Origin of the sequence: Mycobacterium sp. SMC-18 (assembly GCF_045310895.1) — a bacterium.
GTDB lineage: Bacteria > Actinomycetota > Actinomycetes > Mycobacteriales > Mycobacteriaceae > Mycobacterium.
In genome coordinates this window covers 1-17,933 of record NZ_JBJIAL010000004.1, presented here as the reverse complement: position 1 = coordinate 17,933, position 17,933 = coordinate 1, and the positions used below count along the sequence as shown (strand labels likewise).

General features: G+C 69.6%; 14 protein-coding genes and 1 pseudogene. 8 read left to right on the top strand and 7 right to left on the bottom strand.

Annotated features, from left to right (window positions below):
* Positions 1-50 precede the first annotated feature (50 nt).
* Entirely contained in the window at positions 51-890 is an 840-nt protein-coding gene (locus ACJH6J_RS04530; protein ID WP_406803575.1) for a hypothetical protein, read from the bottom strand.
* 263 nt (positions 891-1,153) lie between these two features.
* Here ACJH6J_RS04530 and ACJH6J_RS04525 point away from each other — a divergent pair, with 263 nt between their 5' ends.
* From ACJH6J_RS04525 to recD, 6 genes are all read left to right on the top strand, one after another.
* Complete coding sequence (locus ACJH6J_RS04525; protein WP_406774363.1) at positions 1,154-1,867, top strand: MBL fold metallo-hydrolase; 714 nt, start codon at positions 1,154-1,156, stop codon at positions 1,865-1,867.
* A gap of 99 nt (positions 1,868-1,966) precedes the next feature.
* Positions 1,967-2,803: a hypothetical protein gene (locus ACJH6J_RS04520; protein ID WP_406803574.1), complete on the top strand. Its 837-nt coding sequence runs from the start codon at positions 1,967-1,969 to the stop codon at positions 2,801-2,803.
* A 75-nt stretch (positions 2,804-2,878) separates the two neighbouring features.
* Positions 2,879-3,586, top strand: coding sequence for a crotonase/enoyl-CoA hydratase family protein (locus ACJH6J_RS04515; protein ID WP_406803573.1), 708 nt, complete (start codon positions 2,879-2,881; stop codon positions 3,584-3,586).
* Between the two features lie 47 nt (positions 3,587-3,633).
* On the top strand, positions 3,634-6,924 hold the full coding sequence (recC, locus tag ACJH6J_RS04510; RefSeq protein WP_406803572.1) for an exodeoxyribonuclease V subunit gamma: 3,291 nt from the start codon (positions 3,634-3,636) through the stop codon (positions 6,922-6,924).
* A complete protein-coding gene (locus tag ACJH6J_RS04505; protein WP_406803571.1) occupies positions 6,924-10,232 on the top strand; it encodes a UvrD-helicase domain-containing protein in 3,309 nt (1,102 codons plus the stop codon). Before recC ends, ACJH6J_RS04505 begins: the two co-directional genes overlap by 1 nt.
* Positions 10,229-11,980, top strand: coding sequence for an exodeoxyribonuclease V subunit alpha (recD, locus tag ACJH6J_RS04500; RefSeq protein ID WP_406803570.1), 1,752 nt, complete (start codon positions 10,229-10,231; stop codon positions 11,978-11,980). The genes ACJH6J_RS04505 and recD overlap by 4 nt, the downstream gene beginning before the upstream one ends.
* On the opposite strand, the gene ACJH6J_RS04495 is transcribed toward recD, so the two are convergent.
* A complete protein-coding gene (locus ACJH6J_RS04495; RefSeq protein WP_406803569.1) occupies positions 11,977-12,447 on the bottom strand; it encodes a carboxymuconolactone decarboxylase family protein in 471 nt (156 codons plus the stop codon). The genes recD and ACJH6J_RS04495 overlap by 4 nt on opposite strands.
* Positions 12,448-12,530: 83 nt before the next feature.
* Between ACJH6J_RS04495 and ACJH6J_RS04490 the strand changes: the two are divergent.
* Together ACJH6J_RS04490 and ACJH6J_RS04485 are read left to right on the top strand one after the other, a co-directional pair.
* Positions 12,531-13,496 (top strand): annotated as a pseudogene (locus ACJH6J_RS04490) (pirin family protein); the annotation flags it as partial.
* 18 nt (positions 13,497-13,514) lie between these two features.
* Positions 13,515-13,844 carry a GNAT family N-acetyltransferase gene (locus tag ACJH6J_RS04485; protein WP_225433725.1) on the top strand — a complete coding sequence of 110 codons (330 nt, stop codon included), beginning with the start codon at positions 13,515-13,517 and terminating at the stop codon, positions 13,842-13,844.
* Between the two features lie 11 nt (positions 13,845-13,855).
* Here ACJH6J_RS04485 and usfY read toward each other — a convergent pair whose 3' ends face one another.
* The 5 genes from usfY to ACJH6J_RS04460 form a co-directional block, all read right to left on the bottom strand.
* Positions 13,856-14,161 (bottom strand): protein UsfY, encoded by a 306-nt coding sequence (gene usfY / locus ACJH6J_RS04480; protein ID WP_212806976.1) that lies wholly within the window; start codon positions 14,159-14,161, stop codon positions 13,856-13,858.
* Positions 14,162-14,260: 99 nt separating this feature from the next.
* A complete protein-coding gene (locus ACJH6J_RS04475) occupies positions 14,261-15,577 on the bottom strand; it encodes an Ig-like domain-containing protein (protein WP_406803568.1) in 1,317 nt (438 codons plus the stop codon).
* Between the two features lie 355 nt (positions 15,578-15,932).
* Positions 15,933-16,985, bottom strand: coding sequence for a hypothetical protein (locus ACJH6J_RS04470; RefSeq protein ID WP_406803567.1), 1,053 nt, complete (start codon positions 16,983-16,985; stop codon positions 15,933-15,935).
* A 120-nt stretch (positions 16,986-17,105) separates the two neighbouring features.
* Positions 17,106-17,576, bottom strand: coding sequence for a cyanase (gene cynS, locus ACJH6J_RS04465; RefSeq protein ID WP_406803566.1), 471 nt, complete (start codon positions 17,574-17,576; stop codon positions 17,106-17,108).
* Positions 17,577-17,620: 44 nt separating this feature from the next.
* Entirely contained in the window at positions 17,621-17,848 is a 228-nt protein-coding gene (locus ACJH6J_RS04460; RefSeq protein WP_244872772.1) for a hypothetical protein, read from the bottom strand.
* Positions 17,849-17,933 lie beyond the last annotated feature (85 nt).

Sequence of the window (17,933 nt, the reverse complement as noted above, 5' to 3'; positions counted from 1 at the left end):
CCGAAACGATCCCTGAGCTCAATCGCCCGTCTCACTGAACTCAGATACGTCTACGCCGCCCGCCACCCCCGGCGGTACAACGCCGCCGCGACCCGGGCCAGGACGTCATCGTCGGTGTCCTCCTTGATCACCCTGATGACGATCCAGTTCCGCGCCTCGAGCCTCGGCAGCGCCTTCAGGTCGCGGACATACTGCTCGCGATCGGTCTGGTGGTGGCCTCCGTCGTATTGCACTCCGACCAGCAGGTGCTTCCAGCCCATGTCGAACTTGGTGATCAACCGATTGCCGTCATGAACCGGGATCTGGGTGTCGGTAGGGCGCATACCCGCGTCGGTGAGCAGCAACCGCACCCGCGTCTCCTGCGGCGACTCGGCCCCGTCGTCGCTCAGCTCGAGCGCCACGCCGAGCTGAGCGAGACGGCGCGCCCGCGGATACCGTGCGATGAGCGGCTGAACTTCGTCGGCGCCGACCCGGCCCACCCACAGCAGTGCGTCGATCCGGGCGACCGCCGCATCCCGGTCGAGGTGGCGGCCCAGGTCGAAGATCGTCCGCCCCGGCGTGGTGACCGGAATCCCGTCATACGTGGTGACCTCGTCCGCGGCGTACGCCTCATTCCGCACGATCAGCCCGCTCGGCGGGTTGCCGTTGCGCCAGAGCATCTCGATCGGCACGTCGTCGTCGACGTATTTCGCCCAATGCAGCGCCGATGCCGCCACGCCTGTGATGACACCCCGCCGGCCGGACCACAACCACGCACCGCGAGCGCGATCTCGGACGGTGGGCTCGAACGGTCCGTAGACGTCCGGGAACATGCGCCCGTAGTGCCGACGCAGGTCATTACGCGTGACCTTTCCCGCGGCCAATGCCTCGCTGCCGATGAATACCCCCATGACGCGATGTTGTCGGCGGCCTCCGACGCTGCGGCGCCCACACGCCGTCGTTGGGTTCGAGCTGTGGATGAACGTCGCACTGTGGATTGCTCGGCCCCCGCGAAGTCCCTGGCTTCAATGAGCGAGCGCGCCAACCCCTCGTGATCGACGCCAGGGACGCCGCGCACCCGAAATCCGTACCCGGCTTCAATTGGCACGAGATATGCGCTCGGAGATTGCAGCCACGCACGTCAACGCCGAGACGACCCTCCTAGGCTGTCGGCATGCCTGATGACCGCCTGTATTTCCGCCAGTTGCTCGCCGGTCGCGACTTCGCGGCGACGGACCCGATCGCCCAGCAGATGCGCAACTTCGCCTACCTCATCGGCGACCGGGAGACCGGCGACTGCGTGGTTGTCGACCCGGCCTACGCCGCGGGCGATCTGGTCGACGTCCTCGAAGGCGACGGCATGCACCTGTCGGGCGTGCTCGTCACCCACCACCACCCCGACCACGTCGGCGGTTCGATGATGGGCTTCGAGCTCAAGGGCCTGGCCGAGCTGCTGGAGCGGGTCAGCGTGCCGGTCCACGTCAACGCCCACGAGGCGGACTGGGTGTCCCGGGTCACCGGCATCGCACCGTCGGAGTTGACGCCGCACCAGCACGGCGACGTCGTGCAGGTCGGAGCGGTGCCGATCGAGCTGCTGCACACCCCAGGGCACACCCCCGGCAGCCAGTGCTTCCTGCTCGACGGCCGGCTGGTGGCCGGCGACACGCTGTTCCTGGAGGGCTGTGGCCGCACCGATTTCCCGGGCGGGAACGTCGACGACATGTTCCGCAGCCTGCAGGCGCTGGCCGCCCTGCCCGGCGATCCGACGGTCTTCCCCGGCCACTGGTACTCGGCCGAACCCAGCGCGCCGCTCGACGACGTCCGTCGCACCAATTACGTCTACCGGGCGCGCGACCTGGACCAGTGGCGCATGCTCATGGGCGGCTAGCGGCGTAGCTACCTTTCGCTCTCCGTTGTACAAGTCAACCAGCGAATATTAGTCTCAGTGTCGGATAAAACCGATGAGACTTGACGACTGGATGGCGCGGTGGACTGGATATCTCAACGCTGGGACGACCTGACAGGCCTGGGATCAGGCAGCTGGCTGGCCATCGCGGCGTGGGCCGCACTGGCGTTCGGCATCGTCGTACTGATCGCGGTGAACCGCCAGCTGTCCAAGAATCGCCAGCTCAAGCAGGATCAGGTCCGCCCGCAGGTGACCATGTTCATGGAGCCGCACGCGTCGGACTGGCACCTGATCGAGCTGGTGGTCCGCAACTTCGGGCAGACGGCGGCGCACAACATCTCGTTCGATTTCACCAATCATCCGACGGTCGCCATCTATGAGGATTCCGACCACGACGGCGAACTCGACGTCACCGAGCTGCGACTGCCCAGCGAACTCTCGATCCTGGCTCCAGGGCAGGAGTGGCGAACCATCTGGGACTCGGCGATCAGCCGCGAGGAGCTGGGCGGGTCCATCCGCTCCCGGTTCGAGGGGACGCTCACCTACTACGACATGCCGGCGCCCGCGCAGGGCAAGAAGTCGCGGTTCGGGCGCAAGCCCCGCGAGTTCGAGTCGAAGGCGGTGCTCGACTGGGCCGCGCTGCAGCCGGTGCAGCGGTTGGAGCTCATGACGACGCACGACCTCGCCAAGCGCGAGAAGCAGAAGCTCGAGCTGCTCCGCAGCGTGCTGACGTACTTCCACTACGCCTCCAAGGAGACGCAGCCCGACGTCTTCCGCGCCGAGATCGACCGGATGAACCGGGCCGTCCGGGAGACGCAGGACCGGTGGCGCAGCCGCGCCGCCGACGAGACCACCGAACTGGAAATCCAGTGGTTCGACGACGGCCCGAAGGGCCGGCACCGCAACGCCGTCCACTGACAGGACGCCACTGACGGCACGTCTAGCATCGGCTCACACCCGTTCCCCGCGAGGGAACCGACCGAGGGAGAACCGATGAGCACCGTCACCTACGCCGTGACCGATGCGGTTGCCACGATCACGCTGGACGACGGCAAGGTCAACGTCCTGAGCCCGACGATGCAGCAGAACATCCACGCCGCGCTCGATCAGGCCGAGCAGTCCGCTGGGGCCGGAGCGGTCAAGTCGATTGTGATCGCCGGCAACAACCGTGTCCTGAGCGCCGGTTTCGACCTCGCCATCTTCGGTTCCGGCGACGCGGCGGCCGGGTTCGCCATGCTGCGCGGCGGCATCGAGCTGATGGACCGGGTCCTGCGTTTCCCCGTCCCCGTGGTGGTCGCCGCCACCGGACCGGCCGTCGCCGGTGGATCGTTCCTGCTGTGCTCGGGCGACCATCGGGTCGGCTCGGCCACGATGCGGTGCCAGGCCAACGAGGTGGCCATCGGCATGACGGTGCCGCAGTCCTGCATCGAAATCCTCCGGCTGCGACTGACCAATTCGGCCTTCCAGCGGGCAGTCGGCCTGGCTGCCACGTTCACCGGCGAGGAGGCCCGGGCGGCCGGCTGGGTGGACGAGATCGTCGACCAGGAGCACGTGCTGAGCCGCGCCCAGGAGGTGGCCGCGGGATTCGCCGCGACGCTGCACCCCAAGCATCACCTGGCCAGCAAGCTCAAGGCCCGCGCCGACGGACTGGCCGCGATCCAGGCCGGCATCGACGGTCTGGCCGCCGAGTTCGCCGGGTAACGCCACACATCGACAAAGCTGTCGGTATGCCGACCTAGGGTGGTCCGATGGCGCTACATCTGCACCGAGCCGAGGACACCGGCGCGCTGGCCGCCGGGCTGGGTGCACTGCTCGCCGAACCGCCGGCGGATCCGTTCGCCTCCGAGCTGGTGCTGGTGTCCGCCCGCGGCATGGAGCGCTGGCTCAGCCAGCAGCTGTCCCATGCGCTCGGCCGCGGCACGGCGAACGACGGTGTGTGCGCGGGTATCGAATTCCGCTCCCCCGCATCGCTTCTCGCGGAGATCACGGGCACGGCCGACGACAACCCGTGGGAGCCCGACGCCCTGGTGTGGCCGCTACTGGAGGTGCTCGACGATCTGGGCGCAAACCACCCCTGGGCGGGCACCCTGGCCGCGCACCTCGGCTACACCGCGCTGGGCAATCCCGAGGAGACCCAGTTGCGGCAGGGCCGTCGGTACGCGGTGGCCCGGCGGCTGGCGGGCCTGTTCGACACCTACGCCAAAGCCCGGCCGGCGATGCTCGCCGACTGGCTGACGGGCGGCGAGTCCGACGGCGCGGGCGGCCGGCTGGACGACGACCTGCGGTGGCAACCGCACCTGTGGCGCGCGACCGCCGAACGTGTCGCTGCCGACCCGCCCCCGGTGCGGCAGGCGAAAACCATTGCCCGGCTGCTCGATTCACCGTCCGAGCTACCCCCGCGGCTGTCCCTGTTCGGGCACACCCGGTTGCCCGCGGCAGATCTCGAACTGCTCGGGGCCTTGGCGACCCACCACGATCTGCACCTGTGGCTGCCGCACCCCAGCGACCCGTTGTGGCAGGCGCTGTCCGATCTGCGCGGTCCGGAACTCCGGCGCGAGGACAGCAGCCGGTTGCGGGTGGGCCACCCCCTACTGCAGACCCTGGGCCGCGATCTGCGAGAGCTGCAACGCGGCCTCCCGGCCGCGCAGTCCGATCGGTTCCACCCCCGCAGCGGATTCCCGGACACGCTGCTGGGCCGGCTGCAGTCCGACATCTCGGCCGACGAGGCGCGGCCCGGCGGGCGCCGGCTCGCCAAGGGCGACCGGTCCGTGCAGATCCATCGCTGCCACGGCGCGGCCCGGCAGATCGATGTCCTGCGTGATGTGCTGCTCGGCCTGCTCGACGACGACGAGACCCTGCAGCCGCGCGACATCCTGGTGATGTGCCCCGACATCGAAACCTATGCGCCGCTGATCACCGCGGCGTTCGGGGCGGGCGAGCATGCCGACCTCGGCCACCCGGCCCAGAGCCTGCGGGTCCGGTTGGCCGACCGCGCGCTGACCCAGACCAATCCCCTGCTCGGGGTGCTGGCCGAGCTGCTCGACATCGCCGACGGCCGGGCGACCGCCAGTGCGGTGCTGAGCCTGGCGCACAGCGAGCCAGTGCGCCGGCGCTTCGCGTGGGGCGACGACGACCTCGTGGACCTCACCGAATGGGTTGGCGCGGCGGGCATTCGGTGGGGTTTCGACGCGGCGCACCGGAGCCCGTACGCGCTGCAGCGATACCCGCAGAACACCTGGCAGTTCGGGGTCGACCGGCTGCTCGTCGGCGCCGCGATGTCCGACGATTCGCAGGGCTGGCTGGGCACCGCATTGCCGCTCGACGACGTCGACTCGAACCGCGTGGAACTGGCCGGCCGGTTGGCCGAATACGTCCAGCGGTTGTGCGGTGTCGTCGACCGGCTCACCGGCGCGCAGCCCCTGGACAGCTGGGTGGAGATCCTGCGCGACGGCGTCGCGCAGCTCACCCGCGTCGGCCCCGACGAGCAGTGGCAGCAGGCGCAACTCGACCGTGAACTCGCGAAAGTGTTGGCCCACGCGGGTTCTCGGTCCGGCACGACGCTGCGGCTGCCCGATATCCGGTCCCTGCTGCGCCGGCAGCTGGCCGGCCGCCCGACCCGCGCCAACTTCCGCACCGGCACGCTGACGGTGTGCACCATGGTCCCGATGCGCTCGGTGCCGCATCGCGTGGTGTGCCTCGTCGGGCTCGACGACGGCGTCTTTCCGCGCACCAACATCGCCGACGGTGACGACGTCCTGGCCCGTCGCCCGCTCACCGGTGAACGCGACATCCGTTCGGAAGACCGGCAGTTGCTGCTCGATGCGATCTGCGCGGCCACCGACACCCTGGTCGTCACCTACACCGGCACCGACGAACACTCCGGCGAGCACCGGCCGCCCGCGGTCCCGGTACAGGAGCTGCTCGACGCGCTGGACCGGACCACGACGGAACCCGTCCGGGACCGCATCGTGGCCGACCACCCGTTGCAGCCCTTCGACATCCGCACCGTCGCCTGTGACGAGCTGGTACCCGACCGGCCGTTCACCTACGACCCGGCGGCGTTGCGCGGGGCCAGGGCCGTCCTCGGCGAGCGCCGGCCGAAGCCGCGGCTCATCGACGGCCCGCTGGACGAATCGCCGTGCGGTGACGTCGAACTCGCCGAACTGTTGCGGTTCTTCGCGAACCCGGTGAAGGGGTTCTTCCGGGCGCTGGACTACACGCTGCCGTGGGACGCCGACGAGTTGTCCGATGCCATCCCGGTCGCCATCGACGGTCTCGGCAAGTGGGCGGTCGGGGAACGCATGCTCGACGACCTGAAGATCGGCCGCGATCCGGACTTCGTCATCGGCGCCGAGTGGCGGCGCGGCACGCTGCCGCCGGGCCGGCTCGGCTGGCGGCAGGCCAACGAAATCCGCGGTGAGGCCCTCGAACTGGCGACCGCCGCCCGGACGCTCCAGCGCGGCGAGGCGAGTGCGCTGGACATCGACGTCGACCTGGGCCAGTGCCGCAGGCTCACCGGCACCGTCGCGCCGCTGTGGCAGGACCGCACCGTGACGGTCACCTATTCGAAGCTGGGCGCCAAGCATCGGCTGCATGCCTGGGTCACCCTGGTGGCGCTGGCGGCAGCTGCGCCGGAACGCGAATGGGAGGCGTACTGCATCGGCCGCGGCCCACGGGGCGGCGTGCACGCCATGGGGTATCGGCCTCCGGAGCAACCGCTTTCGGTGCTGCGGGACCTGGTGGCGATCTACGACGCGGGCCGCCGCGAACCGCTGCCCCTGCCGTTGAAGACGTCGCTGGAGTGGGCGCGGGCGCGGCTGTTCGACGACCCGGTACCGGAGCGGGGCGCCGAGTCGGAATGGCGGTTCGAGAAGGACGGGGCCGAATACGTGGAGGTCTGGGGGCCGGCCGCGCCGTTGCACGTGTTGCTCGACCCGCCGCGACCCGACGAGGTCGCCGTCCGCGGCGAGACCACGCGCCTGGGCGCGTACGCGGCCCGGCTGTGGCAGCCACTGCTCGACGCGGAACGGCGGGTCTGATGGACGCGTTCGATCTGCTCGGCCCGCTGCCGGAACCGGCGACGACGACGGTGCTGGAGGCCAGTGCCGGCACCGGAAAGACCTATGCCCTCGCCGGTCTGGTGACGCGGTATGTCGCCGAGGGCGCCGCGACGCTGGACCAGATGCTGCTGATCACCTTCAGCCGGGCGGCCACCCGCGAACTGCGCGAACGGGTGCGGGCGCAGTTGGTGAAGACCGTTGCGGCGCTGGATGATCCGTCCGCCGACGCCGACGATTTGATCCGTCACCTGAGGGGCGTAGCGCCCGACGAACTGGTGCTGCGCCGGGCCCGGCTGCGTGACGCGCTGTCGGATTTCGACGCCGCGACCATCGCCACCACGCACGAGCTCTGCGGGCTGGTGCTGCGTTCCCTCGGCATCGCCGGCGACACCGATTCGGGCGCGCAGTTGGTGGAGAGCCTCGACGATCTGGTCGGCGAGATCGTCTCCGACCTGTACCTCACGACCTACGGAGACCAGCGCGACGAGCCCGCGCTGAGCTTCGCCGATGCGCTCGATCTGGCCAAGCGCGTCGTCGGCGATCCCGGCGCGCAGTTGCGGCCCGAGACCGCCGACCCCGACAGCGTTGCCGCGCAACGCCTCTCGTTCGCGCGGGCGGTGCTCGAGGAACTCGAACGCCGCAAGCGCCGGCTGGGGGTACTGAGCTTCGACGACCTGCTGAGCCGGCTCGCCACCGCGCTGGAGGAGCCCGACGCACCGGCGCGCGACCGGATGCGCCGGCGCTGGCCGATCGTCATGGTCGACGAGTTCCAGGACACCGACCCGGTGCAGTGGCAGGTGATCTCCCGGGCCTTCGTCGGGCACAGCGCCGTGGTGCTGATCGGCGACCCGAAGCAGGCCATCTACGCGTTCCGCGGCGGCGACATCGTCACCTACCTGGATGCCGCGCGCAGTGCCGACCAGCGGCTGACGCTGGCCGAGAACTGGCGCAGCGACAAGGTTCTGGTGGACCGGCTGCAGACCGTGCTCAAGGGTGCGGCGCTCGGCGACAACGACATCGTGGTGCACCCCGTCGAGGCCCGCACCGACCGGCACCGGCTCACGGGAGCACCGCACAACGACCCGTTCCGGCTGCGGGTCGTCGCGCGCACGGAGTTCGGGACGCCGCAGCGCCGCATGGTGCCGATCGGTCAGTTGCGGCCGTACATCGCCAAGGATCTCGCCGCCGACATCTCGGTGCTGCTGGCCAGTGGCGCGCAGTTCGACGGCCGGCCGCTGACGGCCGGCGACATCGCGGTGATCGTCGACAGCGGCCTGGACGCCGTCCCGTGCCGGGATGCATTGCTCGACTTGGGCATTCCCGTGGTGTATTCGGGCGACACCGATGTGTTCGCCTCGACCGCGGCGGCGGAGTGGCTGCGGCTGCTCGATGCCTTCGACACCCCCAACCGCAGTGGCGTGGTGCGGGCCGCCGCGACCACCATGTTCTTCGGCCACCGCGCGGCCGATCTCGCCGCCGGCGGCGACGAGCTGACCGACCAAATCACCACCACCATCCGGCAGTGGGCCGGCCTCGCCCGGGACCGGGGCATCGCGGCGGTGTTCGAGGCGGTGGTGTCGCTGGGTCTGCCCGAGCGGGTACTCGGGCATCGGGGCGGCGAGCGGCACATGACCGACCTGGCGCACGTCAGCCAGCTCCTGCACGAGACCGCCCATCGCGAGCGTCATCACCTGCCCGCCCTGCGGGATTGGTTGCGCCGCCAGATCAAGGACCGCGGCGGCCCGGCCGAACGCAACCGCCGGCTGGACAGCGACGCCGCCGCGGTGCAGATCATGACGGTGTGGCGCAGCAAGGGGCTGCAGTTCCCGGTCGTGTATCTGCCGTTCGGGTTCAACCGGTTCGTCAAGGCCGACACGGTGTTGCGGTTCCACGACACCGACGGCACGCGGTGCCTGCACGTCGGCGGTGCCGGGGCCACCGACCGGGCCGCGGCCGAGCAGGCGGGCCTGGCCGAGACCGCCGGTGACAACGTCCGGCTGACCTATGTCGCGCTCACCCGCGCACAGTCACAGGTGGTGGCGTGGTGGGCACCGTCGCGGGACGAACAGAACGGCGGCCTGTCGCGGCTGCTGCGGGGCCGCCGGCCCGGCGCCACCGCGGTGCCGGACTGCGTTGTCCCGCAGACACTTTCCGACGACGACGCGCTGGCGTGCTTCACGGCGTGGGAGCACGCGGGCGGTCCCGTGGTCGAGGCGGCCGAGCCCGTCGCACCGATGACACCGCCGGCACCGGAGGCGCCGGTCGACCTGGACGTGCGGCATTTCCACCGCAGCATCGACACGTCTTGGCGACGGACGTCGTACTCGGCGCTGGTGCGCGTCGTCCACGACGACGGGCAGGCCGTGACCAGCGAACCGGACAGCGCGCTGCGGGACGACGAATCCGCCGATGTCGTGCCCGAGGCCCCACCGCCACTGCCTGGCAACGTGCCGTCGCCCATGGCCCAGCTGCCCGCGGGCGCCGCCTTCGGCTCGTTGGTGCACGCCGTGCTGGAACGTGCCGACCCGCTGTCCGGAGATCTGACGGCCGAACTCGCGGCCCGGATCGACGAGCAGGCCGGGTTGTGGAACGTCGAAGTGCCCACCGCTGAACTGGCTTCGGCACTGGTGCCGATGCACGACACCCCGCTCGGCCCGCTGGCACCGGGCCTGACGCTGCGGCAGATCGGGCTACGGGACCGGTTGCGGGAACTGGATTTCGAGATGCCGCTGGGCGGCGGCCAGGACCGGCCCGACGCCGCGCGGGACATCCGGCTCGGCGACGTCGGCGTGCTGGTGAGCCAGCTGCTGCCGGCCTCGGATCCGCTGTCGGCCTACGGCGCGCGACTGCAGGCCGAACCGCTGGGACACCAGCGGCTGCACGGCTACCTGTCGGGTTCGATCGACGCGGTGCTGCGGGTTCCGGATAAGAGCGGCCACAAATACCTGGTCGTGGACTACAAGACCAACCGGCTGGGCGACTTCGGCACCGAGAACACCGCGGCGGACTACACGGCGCCGCGGCTCGCCGAGGCCATGATGCATTCCGACTACCCGTTGCAGGCATTGCTGTATTCGGTTGTGCTGCATCGGTTCCTGCGGTGGCGGCTGCCCGGCTACGAGCCCGCCCGGCATCTGGGCGGCGTGGCCTATCTGTTCGTCCGGGGCATGTGCGGCCCGGCGACCCCCGTGGTCGACAGTCACCCGTGCGGCGTGTTCAGCTGGCAGCCGCCGGTCGAGCTGGTGAGCCGCCTTTCCGACCTGTTGGACCGAGGGACGGCAGCATGACGGCACCACTGGAGGCAACACCGGACCGGCTGCCCGACCCCATGGACTGGCGGCAGGTGCCCGCGGCCACCGGGCTGCTGGCGACCTTCAACGCCGCCGGCGTGCTGAACGCCGCCGATGTGCATGTGGCCCAGCGGTGTTGCGCGCTGGCCGAGGAGACGCGCGATGTCGTCGCCCTCGCGGTCGGGCTGGCGGTCCGGGCGCTGTGGGAAGGCTCGGTGTGCGTCGACCTCACCACCGTCGCCGACGACATCGGCGGTGACCTGCCCTGGCCGGCACCCGGCGAGCTGATCGCCGCCGTTGCGGACAGTCCGTTGACGGGCAAGGCCATCCGGCTGGACCACGAGCGGTTGCTGTACCTGGACCGTTACTGGCGCGAAGAACAGCAGGTGTGCACCGACCTGCTGGCACTGTCGGCGCAACCGTCGCGGTCGGTCGACGACACCGAACTCGAACGGCTCTTCCCGCCACCGGGTTACGCCGAACAGCGGGCCGCTGCACAACTGGCGCTGACGCAGCCGGTGACGGTGCTGACCGGTGGCCCCGGGACCGGCAAGACGACGACCGTGGCCCGGTTGCTCGCACTGCTGGCGCAGGCCGCGCACCCGGGGCGGCTGCGGATCGCGCTCGCGGCGCCCACCGGAAAGGCTGCCGCCCGGCTGCAGGAGGCCGTCTCGGCCGAGGTGGCCAAACTCGACTCGGCAGACCGGGAACGGCTCAGCGGGCTGCGGGCCGTCACCCTGCACCGGTTGCTCGGCGGGCGACCCGACAGCGCATCGCGGTTCAAGCACCACCGCGGCAACCGGTTGCCGCACGACGTCGTCGTCGTCGACGAGACGTCGATGGTGTCCCTGACGCTCATGGCCCGGTTGCTCGAGGCTGTTCGCCCCGACACCCGGCTGCTGCTGGTCGGCGACCCCGACCAGTTGACCTCGGTGCAGGCGGGTGCCGTGCTGGCCGACCTGGTCGACGGCCTCACCGACCACCCGTCCATACGCATTGCGGCGCTGCACACCACACACCGGTTCGGGGCGTCGATCGGCGGGCTGGCCGAAGCGATCCGGTCCGGTGACGCCGACCAGGTACTCACCCTCCTGCGGGCCGGCGATGCGGCCATCGAGTTCATCGAGGATGCCGAGCCGGCCGCGACGCTGCGACCGGCACTGGTGGGCCACGCGCTGAAGGTGCGTGCCTGCGCGCTGCTCGGCGCCGGGGCCGACGGCCTCACGGCGATGGACGAACACCGCCTGCTGTGCGCGCACCGCGACGGGCCCTACGGCGTGCGGCACTGGAATCGTCAGGTGGAGCGCTGGATCACCGACGAGACCGGGCAGGCCACCTGGTCGCCGTGGTACCCCGGCCGCCCGCTGCTCGTCACCGCCAACGACTACGCGCTGGGCATCTACAACGGCGACACCGGCCTGGTCGCTGCGGGCCCGGACGGTGTCCAGGTGTACATCGCGGGTGCGACTGCGACGCAACGGTTCTCGCCGAGCCGGATCGCCGACGTCGAGACCATGTACGCGCTGACCATCCACAAGAGCCAGGGCTCGCAGGCCGACGAGGTGACGGTGATCCTGCCGCCCGCCGACTCCCGGCTGCTGACCCGCGAGCTGTTCTACACCGCTGTCACGCGCGCGAAGAAGAAGGTGCGCATCGTCGGATCGGCCGACGAGGTGCGGGCCGCGGTGCAGCGGCAGGCGCTGCGCGCGTCGGGCCTGCGGGACCGGCTGCGGGCCGGTACCTAGGGCCGCACCGGGTGCCGGCTCAGGATCGACACCCGGTTGAAGGCGTTTATCGCGGTGGCCACCCAGATCACCGCGGACATCTCGTCGTCGTTCAGTACCGCTCGCGCCCTTGCATATTCGCGTTCGGCGGTGTCGTGGTCGGGCAGCGTCGTGGTGATCTCGGCGAGCCGTAGCGCGGCGCGTTCGTGCTCGGAGAACAGCTCGGTGTCCCGCCAGGCGCGCAGCGTCGCCAGCTGTTTGTCGGTGACGCCGGCCTTGACCGCGCGGCGGTGATGGATCTCCAGGCACGACGGGCAGCCGTTGATCAGCGAGACGCGGGTGTTGATCAGCTCCACCAGCGCCGGCGACAACCCGGCCTCGGCAGCGGTCTTGGTGACCGCGGTCGCGACCGCCACCAACGTCCGGTAGGCGTGGGGCGACTGCTTGTCGATGTGCACGTGCGCGGGGCCCGGTTCGGTGATGTCCATTGCCTACTTTCAGGTTGTGGCCAGGACGGCGCAGGTATGGTCTGAGCGAACGCGACGATGGTACGCAGCCGGGAAGGCGAATCGTGAGCAATCTTGAGGCAGACCCCGTCGAATACGACTGTGCCGCCGGGCCTCCCAACCGCATCGAGATTCTGGAGCCGCGTGAGGTGCCGCTGGGCGGGCCACGCGCCATGATGGTCCGTCGCACCTTGCCGCAGCGAGACCGCTCGCTGGTCGGCGCGTGGTGTTTCGCCGACCACTACGGCCCGGAAGACGTGCGCGTCAAGGCCGGGATGGATGTTCCGCCGCACCCGCACACGGGTCTGCAGACGGTCAGCTGGTTGTTCAGCGGCGAGATCGAACACCGCGATTCGCATGGCATCCACGAGATGGTGCGGCCCGGTGAGCTGAACCTGATGACGGCCGGCGCCGGCATCTGTCACTCCGAGGTCTCCACCCCGGCGACGACGATCCTGCACGGCGTCCAGCTGTGGGTCGCACTGCCCGACGCCGCCCGCCACGGTCCCCGCAACTTCGACCACTATGCGCCACAGCCGGTTTCCTTCGGCGGCGCCACGGTGTCGGTGTTCCTGGGGGCGCTGGCCGGGCAGCGGTCACCGGTGCACACGCATACGCCGCTGCTCGGTGCGCAGGTCGATCTGCCCGCCGGCGCCACCGTCGAGTTCGACGTCGACCCCACCTTCGAGCACGCCGTGCTGCTCGACCAGGGCGCGCTGACCGTCGCCGATACGCCGGTGCAGCCGTACGAAATGGCTTATCAGGGCGTCGGATCCACGCATCTGACCCTCGCCAACACCGGAGCCGAACCGGCTCGGGCCGTCATTCTCGGCGGCACGCCGTTCACCGAAGAACTGCTGATGTGGTGGAACTTCGTCGGACGCACGCACGACGAGATCGTCGAATATCGCAATCAATGGCAGGCCGAGTCGGAACAGTTCGGTGAAGTCCTCGGTTATCAGGGTGAGCCGGCGCGGTTGCCCGCTCCCCCGCTACCGACCACCCGTCTGGTCCCGCGGAAACCACCCACCGGAGGAAAGGCCCGAGTGATGCTCACCGACAAGAACGGCGAACCTGTCGAGGTGACCCAGGAAGCCGACCGATTCAGCATCGCGGTCGACGGAAAGCCCGTGGGGCTCACGGCTTTCATCGAGCACGGCGAGCAGCGGGTTTTCTACCACACCGAGATCGATCCGGCGTTCGGCGGGCGCGGGCTGGCCAGCGTCCTGATCGCTCAGGCGCTGGCGACCACGCGGCAGCAGGGCAAGCGCATCGTGGCGATCTGCCCGATGGTCAAGGCGTACGTCGAGAAGCACCACGACTTCGACGACATCCTCGATCCGCGGACGCCGGAGATTCTGCGGCTGCTGCCGCGCTAGGCCTCAGCCGATCAGCCCGCGTGCAGACGCCGTTCGGGATGTTCGGCCAGCCACCGTTCCTCGACTCGCTTGACCCGCAGATGCTCGAACGTGATGACGAGCGCTCCCGCGGTGACCAGCGCGCCGGCGATGAGGCCGAGCGGTAGCTCGAGCCCCGTGTGACCGAACGCGGTTGCGAAGACGAAGCCGGCGATGGTGACGATGCCGAGTGCGATCAGGCCCAGGCCAGGCAGCCACAACGTGTCGATGAAGGATTCACCGGCATGCGGCTGGGTGGTTCGGGAATGATCCACCGGATCATGGTGTGCGCCCTTCATTCGCATCTCCCTCCTTGCCGAAGATGCCCTCAGGCTACGCCCGAATCCGGGCCATTGTGAGATAGTTCACACTTGGCCGTGACTGTCTTCGCGCGGTAGCTAGCGCGGCGGCAGCGGGGCCGCGACGGGCGCCGCGGTCATGGGCGGCGGCGGCAGGGCGGAGCCGCGGACCCATTGATCCCACGGCATGCTCCAGTCGCCGTTCTGGCTCAGCATCTGCGGCGGGCCACCGGTGTACTTGATCTCGACGACGTCGCCGGGCACGGAGAAGTCGTAGAACCACTTGGCATTCTCGCTGTTGAGGTTGAGGCAGCCGTGCGAGGTGTTCTGTTTGCCCTGCGCCCAGATGGTGGAGTTCAGCTGGTGCAGGTAGATGCCGTCATGGCTGATCCGGGTGGCCCACGGGATGGTCTCCTTGTAGCCGAGGCGGCTACTGGTCGGCAATCCGAACGTCGACGAGTCCATGATCACCGGGTTGGCCTTGTCCATCACTGTGTAGACACCGGGCGGGGTCCAGAACGAGATGACGGTGTTGCCGATCGTCTCGGTGCCGCCCATGCCCATCGAGGTCGGCATGGTGCGCACCAGTTGGCCGTTGTCGAAGACGCTGACCTGGTGGGTGTGGTCGTCGGCGACGGAGACGTGGGCGTTGCCGATCCGGAACGAGACATGCTCGTCCTGCTGGCCGTAGGTGTCCTCGCCCAGCCGGACGCCGTAAATCTTGGCCGCGACGCTGACCGTGGTGTTCGGCGCGTAGTACTTCTCCGGCCGCCAATGGGCGTTGGCGTCGTCGACCCAGTGCCACGAGCCGGTGACCGGCGGGTTGGTGGTGACGACGAGGTTGCGCTCCGCGGCGGCCTTGTCCTCGATCTTCTCGTCGAAGTGCGCGGTGACCACGACGCCGACGCCGTAGGTTCCGCCCTCCTGCAGCTGCGCACCGGAAACGGTGTTGAGGTACACCGCCGTCTGGTAGGTGGGGTCCAGCGTGGTGAAGCTCGACGTCTGCCGCGACGGCATGCCGGAGGGGCCGCGCGCCTCGATGGTCATCGTGTACTTGCGGCCGTAGCCCAGTTGCTCGGCGGGCGTCCAGGTCTTGGCGTCGGGTGAGAGCGTCCCGGGAATCTCTTTTCCGGCGCCGTTGACCATCGACACGGCGGTGATGGTGCCGCTCGCCGCGGTGACGTTCACGGGCGCCGCGGGGCTGACGTTCTTCGCCCCGCCGGCCGGCGAGACGCGCACGACGGCGGGCTCGGGAGCGGCGGGCTGCGACACGGACAGGTCGCGCGACGCGGCGACCACCTTGCAACCTTCCTGGCAGCGCGACGTCGACGACACCACGGTCCCACCGAGCACGGCAAGGACGGCCAACGCAGCGGCCAGCCAGGCGCCACGAACACGGCGGGATGAGGTCAACACAGCTCCAAAGTTCGGCTTCGGCCAGGGATTGTCGGATGGATGTACTCGAGGTACTGCATCAGAGTAAGCGGTCGGCCGGGCTCTTTGCACGTCGGATGGAGCTCGTCTCGATTTCACCAGAGCGGCACTTCGGCGTGTCGGCTGGCAAACGCCCGCCGATGTGTGATAGGCCCCGATTCCCGCTGATTTCAGCATCGCCGGGCGGCGCCGCGCTGACCAGGCAATTCAGCCAAAGATGGTGCCCACCAACATGTTTGGGCAACACCACCGCGCCCGCGGCCGAATACCCTCCGCGACAAAGCAATTCACGACGCAGAGCGGGCTCTGCGTCGTGAACGGTGGACGGGCCGCGGGGCTACTGCGCCGCGAATCGATTGAGGGTGCCGCCATGCATCGCGCGACCTGCGCGGGCCTGCCGGAAGCCGATCAGCCCACCGGCGCCGGTCAGCACCAACAGGCCGGTGAAACCCGGAACCGCGACAGCGGCGACCTCACTCAGGCCGGCCGCGCGGAGGTCGTCGGAATAGCCGGCCCGGTACGGCGCCGCCGCGACGATCGCGTTGTCGGCCGCGAACACCCGGTCAGCCGGCGCGGGGGCGCGCCCCGGCAGTTCCCCGGTGCCGCCGGAGTGGCCGGCGAAACGCGAATCCGTCTGCGCCCCGCCGGATGCCGGTAGCTCGACGCGGGTCCCGAAATCGCGGCCGGTGGACACGGCGCGCGGCACTCCGGCCACCGGCGTGCCGACCGGCGACGACAGCTCGGCCACGGCGGAGGCCCACCCGTCGACCACGGGCAGCGCTTGCGCGACAGCAAACCCCGGCAACGCGGCCACGGTTCGGATCGGTTCACCCAAAGCTGCCGGCAGCGGCCCCGTCAGCGCCGTCACCGGCGCCAGTGGCGCATCCGCCACGACGAGTGCGGTCTGACCGGCCGCGGCACTCGCCGCGGCCAACGGAACGGAGACCGACTGGACCGACGGCGCGGTGGCGGGAGTTTCGGCAATGCTCGCGGGTTCGCTGGCCGGTGCGCTCTGCGTCGTGTTCACGACGCCCGAAGGCAGGGCGGCCGACGTGCTCGAGGACGACGTCGCCGACGAGATGTTGGAGCCGTTGCGGCCGTCACCGAATTTGGGCGTCAGTTGCTGGGCCGGAGACGGCGTGACTCCGAAGCCGGTGAGCGCACCGGTTCCGACAGTGGTGGCGGTGGTGGTCAGCCCGCCGAACGCCTTGCGGAGGTCCCCGAGGGTAGACAGGCCCGGGCGCGACGTTCCCGAGCTGTCCCCACCTGCATCACCAGAAACACTGGGAGAGAGCGGCATATCCATCGGTGCAGCGCTCGCCACGCCGACACTGATAACCGGTGCGGCGACCAGCCAGGTCACCGCTGCCATGCGCAGGTGCGTCGCCACGCTGCATCCATCCTCTCGAAGCCGACTGCCGGCGGCCTCTGTCTAGTTTGCCACGAGAATTTGCTGTTGCGAAAATTTTCGTGACATCAACAACCATATTAGGGCAGTCGGCGCGAGAAATCAGAACGGCACAGTCGGCAGGTACTTGCCATCCAGGGTGATGACGGCGCGTTCGCCACCGTCAGGGTCAGCAACCTTCTGCACATCGAGCCGGAAGTTGATGGCGGAGATGATGCCGTCACCGAACTGCTCATGGACCAGCGCCTTGAGTGTCGTGCCGTAGACCTGCAGCATCTCGTAGAACCGGTAGATGGTCGGGTCGGTGGGCACGCCACCGGGGATGGACCCGCGGGTCGGGATGGTCTGCAGCAACCGCACCGCGGCATCGTCCAGGCCCAGCAGGTCACCCACGGCCTTGGCCGACTCTTCCGGAAGCGCGTGCTGGCCGAGGACGGCGGCCGTCGTGAAGGCCACCGATAGGCCGGCCGCGTCGGCGATCTGCTGCCAGGACAGGTCCTTGCGGGTCTTGGCTTCGACGGCCGTGGCGGCGAGGAGCTGGCGGGCGGTCGGGTCGAACTGTGCGTGGATCATGACGGGACTTCCTTCCGGAGGGCGGGTGGTGTTTCGAGCGGGTGTCAGTGCTGCGCCCAGGTGCCGTACGGCACCATCGGGTTGGTGCCGAACGGCACGTAGGGGTTGGCACCGCCGATGAAGGTGTCCTGTGCGTACACGGGAACCGGGCCGGGAAGTGCCACCGTCCCGCCGTTGTCGGCCGATGCCGGAGCGGCCAGGCCGATCGTGAGCGCGGCGAATGCGCCGACGGCCAACCCGGTTGTCATGGCGCCGAGGCTGTTCTTCTTCATGATGGTGTTTCCTTAAGTTCGTAGTTGCAGTTATTTCGTGATGTTGTGACGGTTACGTTGAACTGCGACCCGGGTGGGTCGGGTG